This window comes from Ruegeria sp. AG1 (genome assembly GCF_056541705.1).
In genome coordinates this window covers 130,333-145,726 of record NZ_JBQFYU010000004.1, presented here as the reverse complement: position 1 = coordinate 145,726, position 15,394 = coordinate 130,333, and the positions used below count along the sequence as shown (strand labels likewise).

At 58.9% G+C, this 15,394-nt stretch carries 19 protein-coding genes and 1 tRNA gene; 10 read left to right on the top strand and 10 right to left on the bottom strand.

Translation table 11 applies throughout. The annotated features are described in order from the left end of the window. Nucleotides 1-64 precede the first annotated feature (64 nt). The 4 genes from ACR0B5_RS07170 to ACR0B5_RS07155 all read left to right on the top strand — a co-directional run bounded on the left by ACR0B5_RS07170 (nucleotide 65) and on the right by ACR0B5_RS07155 (nucleotide 3,412). Nucleotides 65-856, top strand: coding sequence for an ABC transporter ATP-binding protein (locus ACR0B5_RS07170; RefSeq protein WP_170376287.1), 792 nt, complete (start codon nucleotides 65-67; stop codon nucleotides 854-856). Nucleotides 857-890: 34 nt separating this feature from the next. After that, nucleotides 891-1,640 carry a transporter substrate-binding domain-containing protein gene (locus ACR0B5_RS07165; protein WP_480539523.1) on the top strand — a complete coding sequence of 250 codons (750 nt, stop codon included), beginning with the start codon at nucleotides 891-893 and terminating at the stop codon, nucleotides 1,638-1,640. 81 nt (nucleotides 1,641-1,721) lie between these two features. Further along, complete coding sequence (locus tag ACR0B5_RS07160; protein WP_170376284.1) at nucleotides 1,722-2,609, top strand: ABC transporter permease; 888 nt, start codon at nucleotides 1,722-1,724, stop codon at nucleotides 2,607-2,609. Beyond that, nucleotides 2,606-3,412, top strand: a complete 807-nt coding sequence (locus ACR0B5_RS07155) for an ABC transporter permease (protein WP_480539521.1) — start codon at nucleotides 2,606-2,608, stop codon at nucleotides 3,410-3,412. Before ACR0B5_RS07160 ends, ACR0B5_RS07155 begins: the two co-directional genes overlap by 4 nt. Before the next feature lie 80 nt (nucleotides 3,413-3,492). Here the strand turns inward: ACR0B5_RS07155 and ACR0B5_RS07150 are convergent. After that, a tRNA-His gene (locus ACR0B5_RS07150) sits at nucleotides 3,493-3,569 on the bottom strand. 47 nt (nucleotides 3,570-3,616) lie between these two features. Next, entirely contained in the window at nucleotides 3,617-4,099 is a 483-nt protein-coding gene (locus ACR0B5_RS07145) for a GNAT family N-acetyltransferase (protein WP_480539519.1), read from the bottom strand. Between the two features lie 78 nt (nucleotides 4,100-4,177). Here ACR0B5_RS07145 and ACR0B5_RS07140 point away from each other — a divergent pair, with 78 nt between their 5' ends. Next, on the top strand, nucleotides 4,178-4,366 hold the full coding sequence (locus ACR0B5_RS07140) for a DUF6324 family protein (RefSeq protein ID WP_170376278.1): 189 nt from the start codon (nucleotides 4,178-4,180) through the stop codon (nucleotides 4,364-4,366). 6 nt (nucleotides 4,367-4,372) lie between these two features. Here the strand turns inward: ACR0B5_RS07140 and ACR0B5_RS07135 are convergent, their stop codons facing one another. Continuing rightward, the gene (locus ACR0B5_RS07135) at nucleotides 4,373-4,804 is read right to left on the bottom strand and encodes an MmcB family DNA repair protein (RefSeq protein WP_480539517.1); all 432 of its coding nucleotides are present in this window, start codon (nucleotides 4,802-4,804) and stop codon (nucleotides 4,373-4,375) included. A 115-nt stretch (nucleotides 4,805-4,919) separates the two neighbouring features. Here ACR0B5_RS07135 and ACR0B5_RS07130 point away from each other — a divergent pair, with 115 nt between their 5' ends. Next, entirely contained in the window at nucleotides 4,920-5,240 is a 321-nt protein-coding gene (locus ACR0B5_RS07130) for an ArsR/SmtB family transcription factor (protein ID WP_170677532.1), read from the top strand. Then, a complete protein-coding gene (locus tag ACR0B5_RS07125) occupies nucleotides 5,237-5,662 on the top strand; it encodes an SRPBCC family protein (protein ID WP_170677530.1) in 426 nt (141 codons plus the stop codon). The genes ACR0B5_RS07130 and ACR0B5_RS07125 overlap by 4 nt, the downstream gene beginning before the upstream one ends. Before the next feature lie 213 nt (nucleotides 5,663-5,875). On the opposite strand, the gene ACR0B5_RS07120 is transcribed toward ACR0B5_RS07125, so the two are convergent. The 5 genes from ACR0B5_RS07120 to ACR0B5_RS07100 form a co-directional block, all read right to left on the bottom strand. Beyond that, on the bottom strand, nucleotides 5,876-6,181 hold the full coding sequence (locus ACR0B5_RS07120; RefSeq protein ID WP_170470220.1) for a hypothetical protein: 306 nt from the start codon (nucleotides 6,179-6,181) through the stop codon (nucleotides 5,876-5,878). 59 nt (nucleotides 6,182-6,240) lie between these two features. Further along, a complete protein-coding gene (nusB, locus tag ACR0B5_RS07115) occupies nucleotides 6,241-6,723 on the bottom strand; it encodes a transcription antitermination factor NusB (protein ID WP_170677528.1) in 483 nt (160 codons plus the stop codon). Continuing rightward, nucleotides 6,720-7,271, bottom strand: coding sequence for a 6,7-dimethyl-8-ribityllumazine synthase (locus ACR0B5_RS07110; protein ID WP_170376267.1), 552 nt, complete (start codon nucleotides 7,269-7,271; stop codon nucleotides 6,720-6,722). Before ACR0B5_RS07110 ends, nusB begins: the two co-directional genes overlap by 4 nt. Before the next feature lie 2 nt (nucleotides 7,272-7,273). Continuing rightward, nucleotides 7,274-8,395, bottom strand: a complete 1,122-nt coding sequence (ribB, locus tag ACR0B5_RS07105; RefSeq protein ID WP_170665386.1) for a 3,4-dihydroxy-2-butanone-4-phosphate synthase — start codon at nucleotides 8,393-8,395, stop codon at nucleotides 7,274-7,276. Nucleotides 8,396-8,504: 109 nt separating this feature from the next. Next, a complete protein-coding gene (locus ACR0B5_RS07100) occupies nucleotides 8,505-9,092 on the bottom strand; it encodes a riboflavin synthase (RefSeq protein ID WP_480539513.1) in 588 nt (195 codons plus the stop codon). A gap of 140 nt (nucleotides 9,093-9,232) precedes the next feature. On the opposite strand from ACR0B5_RS07100, the gene ACR0B5_RS07095 reads away from it, so the two are divergent. The 3 genes from ACR0B5_RS07095 to ACR0B5_RS07085 all read left to right on the top strand — a co-directional run bounded on the left by ACR0B5_RS07095 (nucleotide 9,233) and on the right by ACR0B5_RS07085 (nucleotide 13,751). Further along, nucleotides 9,233-10,531, top strand: coding sequence for a capsule biosynthesis protein (locus ACR0B5_RS07095; protein WP_480539511.1), 1,299 nt, complete (start codon nucleotides 9,233-9,235; stop codon nucleotides 10,529-10,531). Nucleotides 10,532-10,610: 79 nt separating this feature from the next. Beyond that, nucleotides 10,611-11,744 carry a polysaccharide biosynthesis/export family protein gene (locus tag ACR0B5_RS07090; RefSeq protein ID WP_480539509.1) on the top strand — a complete coding sequence of 378 codons (1,134 nt, stop codon included), beginning with the start codon at nucleotides 10,611-10,613 and terminating at the stop codon, nucleotides 11,742-11,744. 3 nt (nucleotides 11,745-11,747) lie between these two features. Beyond that, complete coding sequence (locus ACR0B5_RS07085) at nucleotides 11,748-13,751, top strand: capsular polysaccharide biosynthesis protein (protein WP_480539507.1); 2,004 nt, start codon at nucleotides 11,748-11,750, stop codon at nucleotides 13,749-13,751. Here the strand turns inward: ACR0B5_RS07085 and ribD are convergent. Next, complete coding sequence (gene ribD / locus ACR0B5_RS07080) at nucleotides 13,748-14,848, bottom strand: bifunctional diaminohydroxyphosphoribosylaminopyrimidine deaminase/5-amino-6-(5-phosphoribosylamino)uracil reductase RibD (protein ID WP_480539505.1); 1,101 nt, start codon at nucleotides 14,846-14,848, stop codon at nucleotides 13,748-13,750. The genes ACR0B5_RS07085 and ribD overlap by 4 nt on opposite strands. Beyond that, entirely contained in the window at nucleotides 14,845-15,315 is a 471-nt protein-coding gene (gene nrdR, locus ACR0B5_RS07075) for a transcriptional regulator NrdR (protein ID WP_170376254.1), read from the bottom strand. Before nrdR ends, ribD begins: the two co-directional genes overlap by 4 nt. Nucleotides 15,316-15,394: the final 79 nt, after the last annotated feature.

Sequence of the window (15,394 nt, the reverse complement as noted above, 5' to 3'; positions counted from 1 at the left end):
AATCTGTGTTTTGCGCATTGCATTGCGCCGGATTTTCCGCCCTATTACCGCACCAACACCACTCATGACTGGAGCTTCCGTGACAGACGCCTCTGCCGTAATCGAGATCAAGGACCTTCACAAAAGCTTCGGTAATCTCGAGGTGCTCAAGGGCGTGGATATTACCGCAAAACGTGGCGATGTGGTCTCGCTCATCGGGTCTTCTGGCTCGGGAAAATCCACCTTACTGCGGTGCTGCAACCTTCTGGAAGACAGCCAGCAGGGGGAGATCACGTTCAAGGGCGAACCCGTTAAATGGAGCGGCTCGGGCAGCGCTCGTCGTCCCGCCGATCCTAAACAGGTCCTGCGCATTCGTACCAATCTGTCCATGGTGTTCCAGCAATTCAATCTGTGGGCGCACATGACCATTTTGCAAAATGTCATGGAGGCCCCGGTGACCGTTTTGGGCCGTGACAAGGCCGAAGTGGAAGACAGCGCGCGCAAATATCTGGAAAAGGTCGGCATCGGCGACAAGTGCGATGTCTACCCGGCACAACTGTCCGGTGGTCAGCAACAACGCGCTGCCATCGCACGCGGCCTGTGCATGGAGCCCGAAGCACTGCTGTTCGACGAACCCACCTCGGCGCTCGACCCCGAACTGGAGCAGGAAGTGATCAAAGTGATCAAGGATCTCGCCGCCGAGGGCCGGACTATGATCATCGTAACCCATGACATGAAGATGGCCGCCGATATCTCAAGCCACGTGGTGTTCCTGCATCAGGGCCGGATCGAAGAGGAAGGCAGCGCCGAGGATATCTTTACCGCGCCTGAATCCGAACGGCTTCGGGGCTTTCTTTCCGCCACTCAGGCGGCATAAGTTTCAAAAACAGAACCAAACTGGGGAGTAACCAATGAAAAACCTGATTCTGTCCACCGCGGCACTGGCGCTGACCGCCGGCATCGCAATGGCCGACACCGTCCGCATGGGCACCGAGGGCGCCTACCCTCCGTACAACTTCATCAATGATGCCGGCGAAATCGACGGGTTCGAGCGTGAAGTGGGCGACGAGCTGTGCAAGCGCGCAAACCTGGAATGCGAGTGGGTTAAGAACGATTGGGACTCGATCATTCCGAACCTGGTCTCGGGTAACTACGACACCATCATCGCAGGCATGTCGATCACCGACGAGCGTGATGAAGTTATCGATTTCACGCAAAACTACTTCCCTCCTGCGGCGTCGGCCTATGTTGGCGCATCGGACGGAGTTGACGTAGGCGGCGGCATCGTTGCTGCACAGACTGCAACCATTCAAGCTGGTCACGTAGCTGAATCCGGCGCGACTCTGGTCGAGTTCGCGACCCCCGAAGAAACCATCGCAGCCGTACGCAACGGCGAAGCAGACGCCGTGTTCGCCGACAAAGACTTCCTTGTGCCGATCGTCGAAGAATCGGGCGGTGAGCTGGTCTTCGTAGGCGATGACGTCCCGCTGGGCGGCGGTATCGGCCTGGGCATCCGTGAATCCGACGGCGAATTGCGCGGCAAGTTCGACGAAGCAATCACCTCGATGAAAGCGGATGGTTCACTGAACGAGCTGATCGTCAAATGGTTCGGCGAACGCGTTCCGACCTACAACGCCGACGGCTCTGTCGTTTCCAACTGATCTGCACGAAAAGGTTCGGCGTATTGAATGCGCCGAACCTGCCCCGGCCTCGCGCCGGAATTGACGTTCGAAAGACGCCACATGTTTTCCTATTGCGCTGATCCCGACACGCTGGGCACGTTCCGCTGGTTTTCGTGCTATTTGACCAACGGCGTGCATTGGTCGTTTTACCTGTCCTTTCTAAAGGTGCTTGGCTTGCTTGCCGTGACCGCCCCGGTCGCGCTGAGCTTTGGCTTTGCGGGCGCGATGGCAGCCAGGTCACATGTCGCGCCGCTCAGTTGGCTGGGCAAAGGGTACATCGCCATCGTGCGCGGCGTCCCGGACATCGCGTTTTTCTTGTTTTTTGTCATCGCCCTGGATCAGGCCTTTGAGTGGACACGCCACCAGGTCATGTGTCCCGAATGGACAGATCCGGTCCGTCAAGGCAATGACTTCATCGTCTGTCAGGCCGCCAAACTGCCCTTGGGCAGCGCCCCGGAATGGGTCCACGAGACCTATGGGTTCTTCCTGGCCGTTGTCACCTTTTCCATCGTTTTTGGCGCGTTTGCGGCCAACGTTCTGTTCGGCGGTATGCGCGCCGTGCCACATGCTCAGCTTGAAACGGCCGAGGCCTATGGCATGACCCGCCGCCAGACATTCTGGCGAATTCTGGTACCGCAGATGTGGGTCTATGCCCTGCCCGGCCTGTCCAACCTGTGGATGGTGCTGATCAAAGCCACCCCGCTTCTGTTCCTGCTGGGCATCGAAGATATCGTCTATTGGGCGCGTGAGTTGGGTGGCACCAAGACGTCACGCTTCACCGATTACCCCCATGGCGACTGGCGCATGTGGTATTTCCTGTTCCTGCTGATCTTCTACCTCGGCATGACCCGCGTCTCGGAAATCGTGCTTGAAAAGCTGATGCGCCGCCTGTCCCACGGTCAGGCCACATCCGGCGGAGAGCTGCTGCGCAAGGAGACGACGGCATGAGCTGCATCCAGACGATCCAGGACTACGCCCTGCGCTCTGTCGGCCTTGGCGAACGCCTGCTACCCAAATCTGACTTTACCCTGTGCGAACAGTTCACGCTGATCGGCTCGGGCATGATCTGGAATGTCTATTTCGGCATCATGGCCCTTGCGACTGGCTTCTTTCTGGCCACCGCGCTGGCCGTCGGCAAAGCATCTCCGAACAAATGGCTGCGCAAACCTTCGGAATGGTTCATCTTTCTGTTCAGGGGTTCTCCGCTGTTCATCCAGTTCTTTTTTGCCTATTTCTTCTTCCTGTCGCTGAAGAAGCCGTATCCGATGTTCGACGCCCTGACGTCGGCCTGGTTGGGGGCATTGATCGTGCTGTTCCTCAACACAGCCGCGTACACCGGCGAGATCTTCTATGGCGCACTGCGCTCAATCCCCAAGGGTGATATCGAGGCCGCAGATGCCTATGGCATGACCGGCTGGGCTCGCTTCCGCCGGATTGTCTGGCCGACCATGCTGCGACTGGCTTGGCCCGCCTATACCAACGAGGCGATCTTTCTGTTCCACGCGACAACGCTGGTCTTTTTCTCGGCTTTCCCGGCCTGGCAGCAGCGCGGAGACGCCCTGTATTACGCCAGTTATTTCGCGGACAAGACCTTCAACCCGTTCATCCCCTATCCGATTTTGGCCTTCTATTTCATCCTGCTGACGCTGGTCATCATCTGGGGCTTTGGGCAGGTCAACAAGCGACTGAACAGGCACCTGCCCGCCGCCCGGAAAAGCAAAATGAAGTTGCGCGTTAACCTGGCGCGCTGATCTCCAGCGCGCCTGAGCATCAAAATCAAGCACTCTACGCCGCGCTTACAGCGCGGTTTTTTGTTCGAAAATTTGGGAAATGGTACCGCCTCCCTGGCTTGAACAGGGGACCTCTGGATCCACAATCCAGCGCTCTAACCAACTGAGCTAAGGCGGCACTTGTGAGGGGCGATGTACCGAACACGCCACGGGAATGCAAGAGGATTAAAGCCGAATTTTCCAGCTTTGTTCGACGAGATCGACGCCGAAAGAATACACCGGCTTGCTTTCCACCAGCTGCCATCCCGTGGACCGGTACAAGGCGCAGGCGGCCTTGTGGCTTTCATGGGTCCAGAGCTGCATTTGCTGGTATCCCGCTGCCTTGGCAAATCCCATACAAGTGCCAAGAAGCCGCTTTCCCAGCCCCAGACCGCGCGCCTCAGGCACCAGAAGGAACAGGCGCAGTTTTGCGGTCTGCACGTCGAGTTTGACACAGAAGATGCTCCCCAGTCTTTGGCCCTCTGCCTCGGCGATCCAACCCCTCTCGCACGAGGGGTCATGATCGGCAATAAATCCATCCAGAATGCGCGCGACCAGCGGGGCGAAGCTGTCATCAAACCCCTCATCGCGGGCATAGAGGGTTCCATGACGCTCAACCAGCCAACGCGCGTCCTGGGGCTTAAAGGGTCTGATCCTTACGTTCTCCATACCGCATCAGAGCGCAAAGGCGGCTTGATTCTCAACCCCGTGCGCGCTAGCAGGAACGCTCAGATCCCGGAGGCGAGTATGGGTATCAACACCGAACGCGACATTCAGGCCAACCTTCAGATCGGCCCTACCGATCAGGGTATGGTGCGTCTGTTTATCGAGGCCGACGGCCTCGAGATTCCGATGGATTTCGATCCCGAGGAAGCCGAAGAGATCGCAGATGAGCTGCGTGCCGCCGCACAAGCTGCCCTAGCCGTCAAAGGCTGATCTGCGTTACAGCCGCGGGTCGCGCAGCGCCTGCAATCGACGTGCAGCATCTGTGGCGAATTTCTGGATCATCTTTTTACGCCGGGCCGGAGGCAGCTTGTCCTCGGGTGCCATGCGAATGATCTCGGCATCGTAGGCGTCTGCGATAATCAGACCGGTTTCCTGAGGTAAAAGGTCCGTTGGGAACTCGGTATCGACGGCCCAAAAGAATCGATCGCACCACTCCAGATAGCCTTGCCACTTCGCATCTGACTGATAGTCGGCACGGCTGGATTTGCACTCGATCACCCAAAGCTCGCCCTTTGGACCCAACCCCATGACATCAACACGCAGCCCGCGCGTCGGCACAAATTCTTCAACGGAAACAAAACCGTGGGCGGTGAGATGGCGCGCGACGCCGCGCGCAAGTTTCTGTCCAGGCTGTAAATCCAGTGTCATGCTGAGAATGTGAACAATTAGTGAACAAAAGTAAAGTCTTCGCTCAACACTTGACATGATACCATATGGTATCTCATTAATATGATACCAAGTGGTATCTTTACCGAGGCGACAAATGCAAACTCTTACCCAAAACGCGTTTCGTGCGCTGGCAGACCCAACCCGTCGGGACATCATCAAACTGCTTGCCTCTCAGGACATGACGATCGGGCAGTTGACGAACCGGTTCGACATGACGAGGGCTGCCGTCAAAAAGCACCTGACGGTCTTGTCTGATGGTGGGCTGATTACGGTGGAAGCCCGCGGCAGAGAACGCATCAACCGAATTGAACCACAGGGCATGGCCCCTGTCTTGGATTGGCTCAGCTACTTTGACCAGTTCTGGGACGACCGCCTCAACTCTCTTAAGGAAGCTATTGAAAGGAATAAAGAATGACGAATGCCGTATTGCAAAAGACGATTTTTCTACGGGCCGATCCAGATATCGTCTGGGCCTATCTGACTGAGCCCGAACGGCTGGCAGAGTGGTTTCACAAACCGGATCGCACGTTGACCAAAGGAAGCAAACTGCAAATGTTCGGGACCACCAGCAGCGACCTGCTGATCTGGGGCGAGGTACGGGAAGCACGTGCACCTGAATATCTTGAATACACATTCACTGTGAAGCCAATGGGAGACGCGGTCAGTCTAGTCAAATGGACTCTGACCCCTGTCGCAGGCGGTACAAAGCTTAGCCTTCAACATGAAGGTTTGCCTCAGGGTGCGGATGCGTTCGGCCTGATCCTTGCGCTCGACAACGGCTGGGATGAGCATTTCGGCAAGATGCGCACGGCGCTGCACGAAACTGTTGACGCCTGACCCCTTGTGTAAACCCGCCGGACGCCCTACGTAGGCGCTTGGCGGGTTCTGCCCTTCTTGTGACTGGTAGCATTCTGGTGGCCTTAAGCAATTCCGAGGGGGCTGGCTCTGTTCAGGTCCTGGCCTGATTACCTGGCGCCCACCTGTACATACAGGTCCTCGGGAATCACACCGCACGGTTGACTGGTGGTCCCGCCACATTTTCCATGAAATTCAGCGCTCTGCGCGCGCTTCCTGCTTGGCCAATGCCGGCTTGAAGCTGTCGACCACAGGCGAGCCGCGACGTGGGCCGCCAGGTTTTTCTGCCATGCTCATGATCTTGTAGCCGAACTGAACACCGGCAAATACGATCCCGTTCATGAACCAGATCATCACAAGCGCGACCAGACCGATTTCCGAACTGGTGATCAAATGACGGAGGTTTGCCACGTTAAATGCTAGAAGCACCCCTACAAACACGGCCGAGATAACGAAACCCCAGGCGACTTGCGTGATATACAGGCGGATCAGTTTGGGCATGGCGAACCTCATTGCGCTATGACATTCAGGTTAGCGCATGTTTGGTTCGAGTAAAGGCGTCAGAATGCCTCGGGCTGTGCCTCACGGGCCATGTGATCCAGCACGGCGTTGACGAATTTCGGCTCTTTGCCTTCAGGGAAGAAGGCGCGTGCAACGTCAACGAACTCGGTGATGACCACTTTGGGCGGCGTGTCGCTTTGGGTCAGCTCGGCCCCGGCGGCACGGAACAGCGCTCGCAGGGTTGGGTCGATGCGTGAGATCGGCCATTTGGCGACCAGAGCACGGTCGGTCATCTGGTCGATCGGTGCCTGATAGTTCACCGCATTGTCGACCAGCGACCGAAAGACGCTGATGTCGCCGTCCAACATTTCTTCGCCCTCATAGACGGCGCCGAACCGGTGATCCAGAAACTCATTCACGACCGATTCGGTCGTCTGCCCTGATTGCTCCATCTGGAACAGCGCCTGAACGGCATAAAGCCGAGCGGCGGATTTCATCAGGCGTTTCTGGTTGGCCGGTTTCGGCGCGTCTGTCTGGGTCATGCTGTCGTGGATCCGTTGCTGTCGCCCGCCACAAGGATGGACTCGGACGGCGGCTTAAAGCCCACGCCCTTTTTGGAAGAGCCCCACTTACGGCTGAGCGCGATCAGATGCAAGGCCGCAGCAGCTGCTCCGCCACCTTTATTCATCTTTTCCGGGTTGGCACGGACTTCGGCCTGATCGTCATTCTCGACGGTCAGGATGCCGTTGCCGATGCAAAGCCCCTGCAGCCCCATCAATTGGATCGCACGGCTGGAGTCGTTGCAGACGGTTTCATAGTGCGTGGTCTCGCCGCGAATGACACAGCCCAGCGCAACATAGCCGTCGAAGTCGCACTGACGGTCGGCCATAGCGATGGCGGTCGGAATCTCCAACGCGCCGGGAACTTCGACGACTTCGCAGTTGCCGCCAGCTGCTTCGATCTCGGCCTTCGCACCTGCAATCAGGTTGTCGGCAATCGCGCGGTAGAAAGGCGCCGCGACGATCAGCAACTTCACCGGCTTGTCGAAGCTCGGTGTCGGCAAAATGCCATGTTTGTCTTGCTCAGCCATGATTAGTCTTCCTTCAGGATCGGACGGGTGCCAACGATGGAAAGCCCAAACGCGTCCAACCCCAGATATACGGTTTCGGGCGAGTCGGTCAGCAGGACCAGCTCTTGAATGCCCAGTTTGGACAGGATCTGAGATCCCAGACCGGTTTGCTTGATGGTCCGCGGGCCTTCATCTTCGGCTGCATAGAGAGAGTTGCGCGGCTGGCGGAACAGACAGACGACCCCCCGGCCCTCTTCCGCGATCTTCTCCATCGCGCGCGGCAATTCACGAGAAGATTTCGGACCGAGGCCCAAGATATCCGGCGCTTCGTGCAGCGCGTGGGTACGGGTCAGGACAGGCTCGGGCGTCGTGATGTCGCCTTTGATCATGACGACGTGTTCGATGCCGTGAAGCTGATCGGTGAACAGGCGCATTTCCCATTCGCCGCCGTATTCCGACGAGACCATCTCACGCGAGGTTTCGACCACGAGGTTATCATTGCGCGAGCGGTAGGTGATCAAGTCGCTGATCGTACCGATCTTCATGTCATGGGTTTTGGCGAACTCGACCAGATCGGGCAGACGGGCCATGGTGCCGTCGGGTTTCATGATCTCACAGATCACGCCCGAGGGGTTCAGCCCGGCCAGGCGTGAGATATCCACGGCAGCCTCGGTGTGGCCTGCACGGACCAGCACCCCACCCCGCTTGGCGCGCAAGGGGAAGATGTGCCCCGGTGTTGCGATATGGGCCATCGTGTTTTGTTCATTGATCGCAGTTGCAACGGTCAGTGCGCGATCTGCGGCGGAAATGCCGGTCGACACACCTTCACGCGCTTCGATCGAAACCGTGAACGCCGTTTCGTGGCGGGATGAGTTGTTCACCGCCATCATCGGCAGCGCCAGTGCTTCGACCCGTTCAGCCGTCATCGGCAGGCAGATCAAGCCACGCCCATGGGTAGCCATGAAGTTGATCGCCTCGGCATCGGCAAACTCTGCGGCAATGACCAGATCACCTTCGTTCTCGCGATCTTCATGATCAACAAGGATATACATCCGGCCTGCGCGGGCCTCTTCAATGATGTCCTCGATCGGGCTGATCGCGTCGCGCAGCTGGGCCTCGACCGGGCCGGGGGTTTCAAAGCTCATGGGGCAGCCTTTCACAAGAGCATTTCTGCAAGGCGGGATAGACCACCCCGCATCCAAAAGCCAGAGCGCAAACGGCCTGAGCGGGCTCAGACGCGACGTATTCTAACGCTCAGACGGTCTCGGCCAGGCGGGCAACGTAGCGGGCGAGAGTGTCGATTTCCAGATTCACCCGATCCCCTACGGCGACATCACCCCAGGTGGTGACCTCTTTGGTGTGGGGGATGAAGTTGATGCCGAAATCGCAGCCCTCCACATCATTCACGGTCAGAGACGTCCCGTTCAACGCAACCGATCCTTTGGGTGCAATAAAACGCGACAAGTCCTTGGGCGCTCGCAAGGTAACGCGGGTGCTGTCGCCTTCGTCGCGTAGATCGACAACTTCGGTAACGCCATCCACATGGCCCGACACGATGTGACCGCCCAGTTCGTCGCCAACTTTCAGCGCACGCTCAAGGTTGACGCGCTTGCCCAGCGCCCAGCTGTTCAGGTTGGTTTTCGAGACGGTCTCGGCGCTGATCTGAACGTCATACCAGTCATCACCCAGCGCAATCACGGTCAGACAAACACCATCGCTTGCAATCGATGCGCCAATGTCAATCGAGGCCGTATCATAGCTCGTCTGGATGCGCGCACGCAGGTCGCCTTGCTGGTCCAGCTCGGTCACTGTTCCGATATCGGTCACGATCCCTGTAAACATTCCGTCAACCCTCGCGTTCTACCCTGTCTCAGACTATCAGAGCCGAGGTAAGCTGATCCGCGCCGCCCGGCAAGCCCAACCTTGCCGAGAAATCCTAAGGCGGGCATAGTTTCGACAAGAATATTGGCTAAATCGCGCAGATGCACCACCCAGAACAACACGCTGACCCTCGGGTCTTTCTGTTCCTGCAAGGCCCGCATGGCCCGTTTTTCAACGCGTTGGGCCGGATGCTACGGGCCTCGGGGACGCAAACATGGCGCGTTGGCTTCAACGCGGGCGATCAGGCGTTCTGGTTCGACAGGAAAAGCTACATCCCCTATCGCGACGCGCCAGAACACTGGCCCGAGGTGCTGCTGGCGCTGATTGCCGAGAAACAGGTGACAGACATCGTTCTATACGGTGACACCCGCCCGATTCACGCCAACGCCGTCAGGATCGCCAAGTCACGAGGCATAACTGTGCACGTGTTCGAGGAAGGCTACCTGCGCCCATGGTGGGTCACCTATGAGCGGGGCGGCTCAAACGGCAACTCGCGGCTGATGTCTCTGGATCTGGACCAGATGGCGCAGGCACTGTCGCATTCGGGCGCGCAATCACCACCGCCGCCGTCTCACTGGGGTGACATGCGTCAACACATTTTCTACGGCGCGCTTTATCACTGGTTCGTGCTGTTTCTGAACGGGCGCTATCGCAATTTCAGACCGCACCGCGCACTGACGGTCTCGAAAGAGTTTCGCCTGTATTTCAAACGCCTTATGCTAATGCCTTTCCACCGGCTGCAACGAAGTCTGGCAACGGCGCGGGTACGTAGCGGGGCCTTTCCGTATCACCTTGTGCTGTTGCAATTGGGTCATGACAGCTCGGTCCAATCCCATTCAGACTATTCGGGAATGTGCGCTTTTTTAGAACAAATGATGGAGGGCTTCGCCAAAGGCGCCCCCGCACATCACCACCTTGTAATCAAGGAACATCCGCTTGAGAACCACCGCGAACCCCTCCGTCGACGTGTTCGGGATTTGGCGCTCAGATTCGGGATCAAGGGACGGATTCACTACGTCCCCGGCGGCAAATTGGCGAAACTGCTGGATGATGCCAGCTCAGCCGTGACAATTAACTCGACCGCAGGGCAGCAAGTGCTGTGGAGAGGCATCCCCCTGCGGATTTTTGGTCGTGCCGTCTATGACAAGCCAGAACTTGTGTCACAACAGGAGGTTAGTCGATTCTTTGCCGCCCCCGAATTACCCGACATCGAGTCCTATCAGTTGTATCGACGGTTTCTGCTGGAAACCAGTCAGGTCCCGGGCGGCTACTATTCTCGGCGCGGACGTCGGCAATTGCTGCGCCGCGCTGTCGACATGATGCTGAGGGCTGATGATCCCTATCAGGCCCTGCTGTCCGACGACGCGACCCCAGAGCCACAGTTGAAAATCGTTGAGTAGACCCGGCCATCCTTCTCTGGAAGTTGTAGCGATAAAAGAGTAGTTTTCCGAAAAACAAGTAGAACTGAGGTTATCGGCAGTGCATCGCTTTCCAATCCGTTGGGTACGGGGGGTCGCCCTTGTGACCTTACTCGTCGTGCTGAGTGCGTGCCAGTTGCCCAAGGCGGGCCCAAATAAGAACGAGATTCTGGCCGGCTCCGTCAATAATGGCGGCAATGCGTTTGTGGTGGAAGTCGATGACCGCGTTTCACGGGCAACGTCATCCGTGCCGCAGTTTGGGTTCTCTTCGTCCTTTACTTCAGCCCCGTCGCTGACCGCAGATACTGTGCGCCCAGGGGACGTTTTGGGCTTGACGATCTGGGAGAACGTCGATGACGGTCTGCTGGCTGGCGAAGTCGGTTCCTCGACCGCGCTGGAACAGGTTCAGGTCGACAGCGAAGGCTTTATTTTCGTCCCTTACGCGGGCCGTTTGCGTGCGGCAGGTAACACTCCGGAAGAGTTGCGCGGGTTGATCACCGATGAGCTGGAAGAGCAAACTCCTGACCCTCAGGTCGAAGTACGTCGCTTGGCCGGAGACGGGTCGACCGTTTCGCTGACGGGCACCATCGGCGCTCCTGGTATTTATCCAATCGAACGTCCAACCCGCACTCTGCTTGGCATGCTGTCTCAGGCCGGAGGGGTTTCAGTGGCCTCCGATATCGCGTTGGTAACCTTGATCCGAGGCGATCAACGCGGGACAGTCTGGTACGAGGACCTGTTCCGAAACCCCAAGCTGGATGTTGCGCTGCGCGGCGGCGACCGCATTTTGGTCGAGGAAGACAGCCGTTCCTATATCGCGCTTGGCGCAACCGGTGGGCAATCGCGCGTCGCCTTCGACAGTCAGGACCTTTCAGCGCTTGAGGCTCTGGCTCAGGTTGGCGGCCTGGTATCCGTCTCATCTGATCCAACAGGTATCTTCGTCCTACGCCGCGAACGTCAAGACATCGCCCGCCAGGTGATGGGCCGTTCCGACCTGCAAGGCGATCAGCGCATGATCTATCTGCTGAACTTGACCGCGCCCAATGGCCTGTTCATTGCGCGTGATTTCGTGATCCGCGACGATGACACAATCTACGTGACCGAGGCACCGTATGCGCAATGGACAAAGTCGATCTCTCTGATCGCCGGGGGCCTGACGCCGGTTGCGAATGTCGCCACCCTGACCGGCAACTAAACCATGACCCATGGGGACCCCACCGCAACTGGCGCGGCGCGGTCCCAGGCATTTGTCTACAATGGCGGATTTCTGACCAACGGGCGCGTCCGGCGCATTCTTTCCCTTTCGGGATATGACATCCGGCTGGGCCTGCCCCGACCCGAAGACACCGTCGCCATTTGGGGCAACAGCCCTACCGCCCATCGCGGGCGACGTATCGCTCAGGAGCGGGGCACGCCTTTGCTGCGAGTCGAGGACGCCTTTCTACGATCTCTCCATCCCGGCCGCGAGGGCGAGCCGCCTCTGGGTCTGCTTCTGGATCGCTCGGGCTTGCACTTTGACCCGGCCCAACCGTCGGATCTGGAAACGCTTCTAGCGACACATCCGCTGGATGATACCGCGCTTCTGAACCGGGCGCGTGGCGCGATTGAGCGCCTGAAAGAACTGAACCTCAGCAAATATTCCGCCTTCGACCCCGACGCGCCGATCCCCGACCCCGGTTACGTGCTGGTGATTGATCAGACGGTCGGCGATGCCTCGGTCACGGCCAGCCGAGGGGACCGTGCCCGGTTTCTTGAGATGCTGGTGATCGCACAAGAAGAAAACCCCGGGATGCCGGTTCTGATCAAGACCCATCCCGAAACGCTGGCTGGTCACCGCACCGGCCACTACACCGAACAGGACCTCTCAGATCGCGTTTCCTTCGTTGCGGAGAACATCAGCCCTTGGCCGCTGTTGGACGGCGCGGTCAGTGTCTATACACTCTCGTCGCAAATGGGGTTCGAGGCAATTCTCGCCGGTCACAAACCCCGCGTTTTCGGGCAGCCATTCTATGCCGGATGGGGTTTGACGCAGGACGAAAACCCCGTTCAAAGCAGACAACGCAATCTGACGCGCGCCCAGCTGTTCGCTGCAGCCATGATGCTCTACCCCGTTTGGTATGATCCCTATCGGGACCAGTTGTGTGAGCTAGAGGTCGTGCTGGATACGCTTGAGGCACAGACCCGCGCGTGGCGGCAGGACCGTTTGGGATGGACCGCGTCGGGCATGCGGATGTGGAAGCGCAAGCACCTGCAAGCCATGTTCGGCCAGCACCAGAAGATGCGGTTTTTGCCGTCGCCACCAGCCCTATCCAACCGCCCCCACATGGTCTGGGGCAATCACGCCCGAGAGGCCGAGCGTGTCACCCGTATCGAGGACGGCTTTCTCCGCTCACGCGGATTGGGCGCCGATCTTGTGCCTCCCCTGTCGCTGGTCACGGATGATCTGGGGATCTACTACGATCCGACCCAAACCAGCCGGTTGGAAGAGTGGATATCCAAGCGCGAAACGCTGCGTTCGGATCAGGAATACCGGGCCGAGCGGGTGATCTCGGCCCTCGTCTCCGAAGGGCTGAGCAAATACAACACCGGCGGCGCTGCGCCAGCTCTGCCCAAAGGTCACCGCATTTTGGTGCCGGGGCAGGTCGAGGATGACGCGTCTATCCTGTTGGGCACCAGCACCATCCGCACCAATCTGGACCTGCTGCGCGAAGTTCGGGCCGCCAACCCCGATGCGGTGGTGATTTACAAACCCCACCCGGATGTCGAGGCCGGACTGCGCTCGGGCCGGATCGACGCTGAAGGGCTGGCGGATGTGATCGCAACTGAGACCGACCCGTCAACCTTGCTGTCCGAGGTGCAGGAGGTTTGGACCATGACCTCGCTTATGGGGTTCGAGGCACTGCTGCGCGGCATTCCGGTGACCACTTTTGGCGCCCCCTTCTACGCTGGTTGGGGCCTGACCGCGGATCTGGGCAGCGTCCCGGCCCGTCGCGGCGCGCGTCCGTCTCTGCTGGGTTTGGTGTATGCCAGCCTGATCGACTATCCCCGCTATCTGGACCCGGTGACCGGCGCGCCGTGTCCTGTCGAGGTCGCCATTGAACGGCTGGCCCACGGTCAGCCCCCCAAACGCGGGCCGCTGAATCGCGCCTTGTCGAAGCTACAGGGTGCTTTTTCCACCCATGCCCATCTCTGGCGACGCTAATGCGTCGTTCGGGCCCAACGGTGTAATACGTCGCCGCCGACCGGGTGCGCCTCGATCAACTCGAACCGAGGGGCGCTGTCCAGTTTTTCCAGTCCTAATGCGCCAATCGCCGAAAGGCCCTCGGCACCGATGGTCAAACCGGCGGTAAATCCAACTAGCTCATCGACCAGATCTTGCGCCAGCAACGACGCCGCCAAAGCCGAACCGCCTTCGCAGAAGACACTTGTCAGACCTTCCTGGCCCAGCTGCTGCAGCAGGTCGCGCGCATCAACCTGATGGTCGTGCAACGCACAGGGCAACAACCGCGCGCCCAACCCCTCCCACGTGCGGGCGCGCTCGGCGTCGGGATGCGGGCCATGACATAGCCAGACGGGCGTTTTTGAGGCCGTGCGCGCCAGTTGACCCATTAAGGGTAAATCCAAATGGCGCGAGACGACAACGCGTACGGGCTGACGCTCGATCCCCAGATCTCGAACCGTAAGCGAGGGGTCATCCGCGCGCGCCGTGCCAGCGCCAACCATGACAGCATCGTGACGGGCGCGCATCGCGTGCACCTCGCGTCGCGCGGTTGGTCCAGTGATCCACTGGCTATGTCCGGTTGACGTGGCAATTCGCCCGTCAAAGCTGTTGGCCAGTTTCAACGTCACAAACGGACGGCCCTGTTCGGTTTTCAGAAAGAACCCGGCCAGATCTCGCTCGGCCTCTTGCGCCAGCACGCCGGTTTCAACCTCGATCCCGGCCTCGCGCAGCATGGCAAAGCCCTGCCCGGAAACGCGAGGATCGCTATCTTCGATCGCCGCAACAACGCGGGCCACACCGGCGGAGATCAACGCCTCGGCACAGGGTGGTGTCTTGCCATAGTGGGCGCATGGCTCCAGCGAGACATAGGCCGTGGCCCCATTTGCCTGCGCGCCCGCTTGCGCCAAAGCCTCAGGTTCTGCGTGGGGACGCCCGCTAGGTTGAGTCCACCCTCGCCCGACAATCCGCCCGTCGCGCACGATGACGCACCCGACGGCCGGGTTGGGCCAGCACGACCCTTGACCGCGCCGACCCAAAGACAAGGCCAGCGCCATAAATCGCTTATCTGTTTCGCTCACTCGTCCGTCGAAGGCTGCGGCGGGCGCAGTTCGTGGACAAACTCCTCGAAATCATCGGCCGCCTGGAAATTCTTGTACACACTCGCAAAGCGAACATAGGCGACGGTATCGATCCGCGCCAGAGCTTCCATGACGATCTCGCCAATTCTGTTGGACGGAATATCCGTGTCGCCCATGCTTTCCAGACGCCGCACAATTCCCGAGATCATCTGATCAATCCGTTCAGGATCAACCGGCCGTTTCTGCATCGAGATACGGATCGAACGTTCCAGCTTGTCGCGGTCAAAATCTTCGCGTTTTCCGTTGGTTTTGATCACTACCAGATCGCGCAATTGAACCCGTTCATAGGTCGTAAAGCGCCCCCCGCAGGCCGGGCAAAACCGACGTCGGCGTATTGCAACGTGATCCTCTGCCGGGCGTGAATCTTTCACCTGAGTGTCGATATTTCCGCAAAACGGGCAGCGCATCCGCCGTCTCCTCGTCCCTAGCTGGCCTCTTTTGTAAGCGCTTTGGCTTACTTATCCACAACTATAGGGCAGCCGCTAG

Excerpts from the sequence above, each read along its gene's own strand:
- ACR0B5_RS07135 (WP_480539517.1), bottom strand. The coding sequence starts at position 4,804 with ATGACACTGGATTTACAGCCTGGACAGAAACTTGCGCGCGGCGTCGCG.
- ribB (WP_170665386.1), bottom strand. The coding sequence starts at position 8,395 with ATGAGCTTTGAAACCCCCGGCCCGGTCGAGGCCCAGCTGCGCGACGCG.
- ACR0B5_RS07085 (WP_480539507.1), top strand. The coding sequence starts at position 11,748 with ATGACCCATGGGGACCCCACCGCAACTGGCGCGGCGCGGTCCCAGGCA.
- ACR0B5_RS07095 (WP_480539511.1), top strand. The coding sequence starts at position 9,233 with ATGCACCACCCAGAACAACACGCTGACCCTCGGGTCTTTCTGTTCCTG.
- nrdR (WP_170376254.1), bottom strand. The coding sequence starts at position 15,315 with ATGCGCTGCCCGTTTTGCGGAAATATCGACACTCAGGTGAAAGATTCA.
- ACR0B5_RS07125 (WP_170677530.1), top strand. The coding sequence starts at position 5,237 with ATGACGAATGCCGTATTGCAAAAGACGATTTTTCTACGGGCCGATCCA.
- ACR0B5_RS07145 (WP_480539519.1), bottom strand. The coding sequence starts at position 4,099 with ATGGAGAACGTAAGGATCAGACCCTTTAAGCCCCAGGACGCGCGTTGG.
- ACR0B5_RS07130 (WP_170677532.1), top strand. The coding sequence starts at position 4,920 with ATGCAAACTCTTACCCAAAACGCGTTTCGTGCGCTGGCAGACCCAACC.
- ACR0B5_RS07160 (WP_170376284.1), top strand. The coding sequence starts at position 1,722 with ATGTTTTCCTATTGCGCTGATCCCGACACGCTGGGCACGTTCCGCTGG.
- ACR0B5_RS07110 (WP_170376267.1), bottom strand. The coding sequence starts at position 7,271 with ATGGCTGAGCAAGACAAACATGGCATTTTGCCGACACCGAGCTTCGAC.
- ACR0B5_RS07100 (WP_480539513.1), bottom strand. The coding sequence starts at position 9,092 with ATGTTTACAGGGATCGTGACCGATATCGGAACAGTGACCGAGCTGGAC.
- ACR0B5_RS07155 (WP_480539521.1), top strand. The coding sequence starts at position 2,606 with ATGAGCTGCATCCAGACGATCCAGGACTACGCCCTGCGCTCTGTCGGC.
- ACR0B5_RS07120 (WP_170470220.1), bottom strand. The coding sequence starts at position 6,181 with ATGCCCAAACTGATCCGCCTGTATATCACGCAAGTCGCCTGGGGTTTC.
- ACR0B5_RS07140 (WP_170376278.1), top strand. The coding sequence starts at position 4,178 with ATGGGTATCAACACCGAACGCGACATTCAGGCCAACCTTCAGATCGGC.
- ACR0B5_RS07165 (WP_480539523.1), top strand. The coding sequence starts at position 891 with ATGAAAAACCTGATTCTGTCCACCGCGGCACTGGCGCTGACCGCCGGC.
- nusB (WP_170677528.1), bottom strand. The coding sequence starts at position 6,723 with ATGACCCAGACAGACGCGCCGAAACCGGCCAACCAGAAACGCCTGATG.
- ACR0B5_RS07170 (WP_170376287.1), top strand. The coding sequence starts at position 65 with ATGACTGGAGCTTCCGTGACAGACGCCTCTGCCGTAATCGAGATCAAG.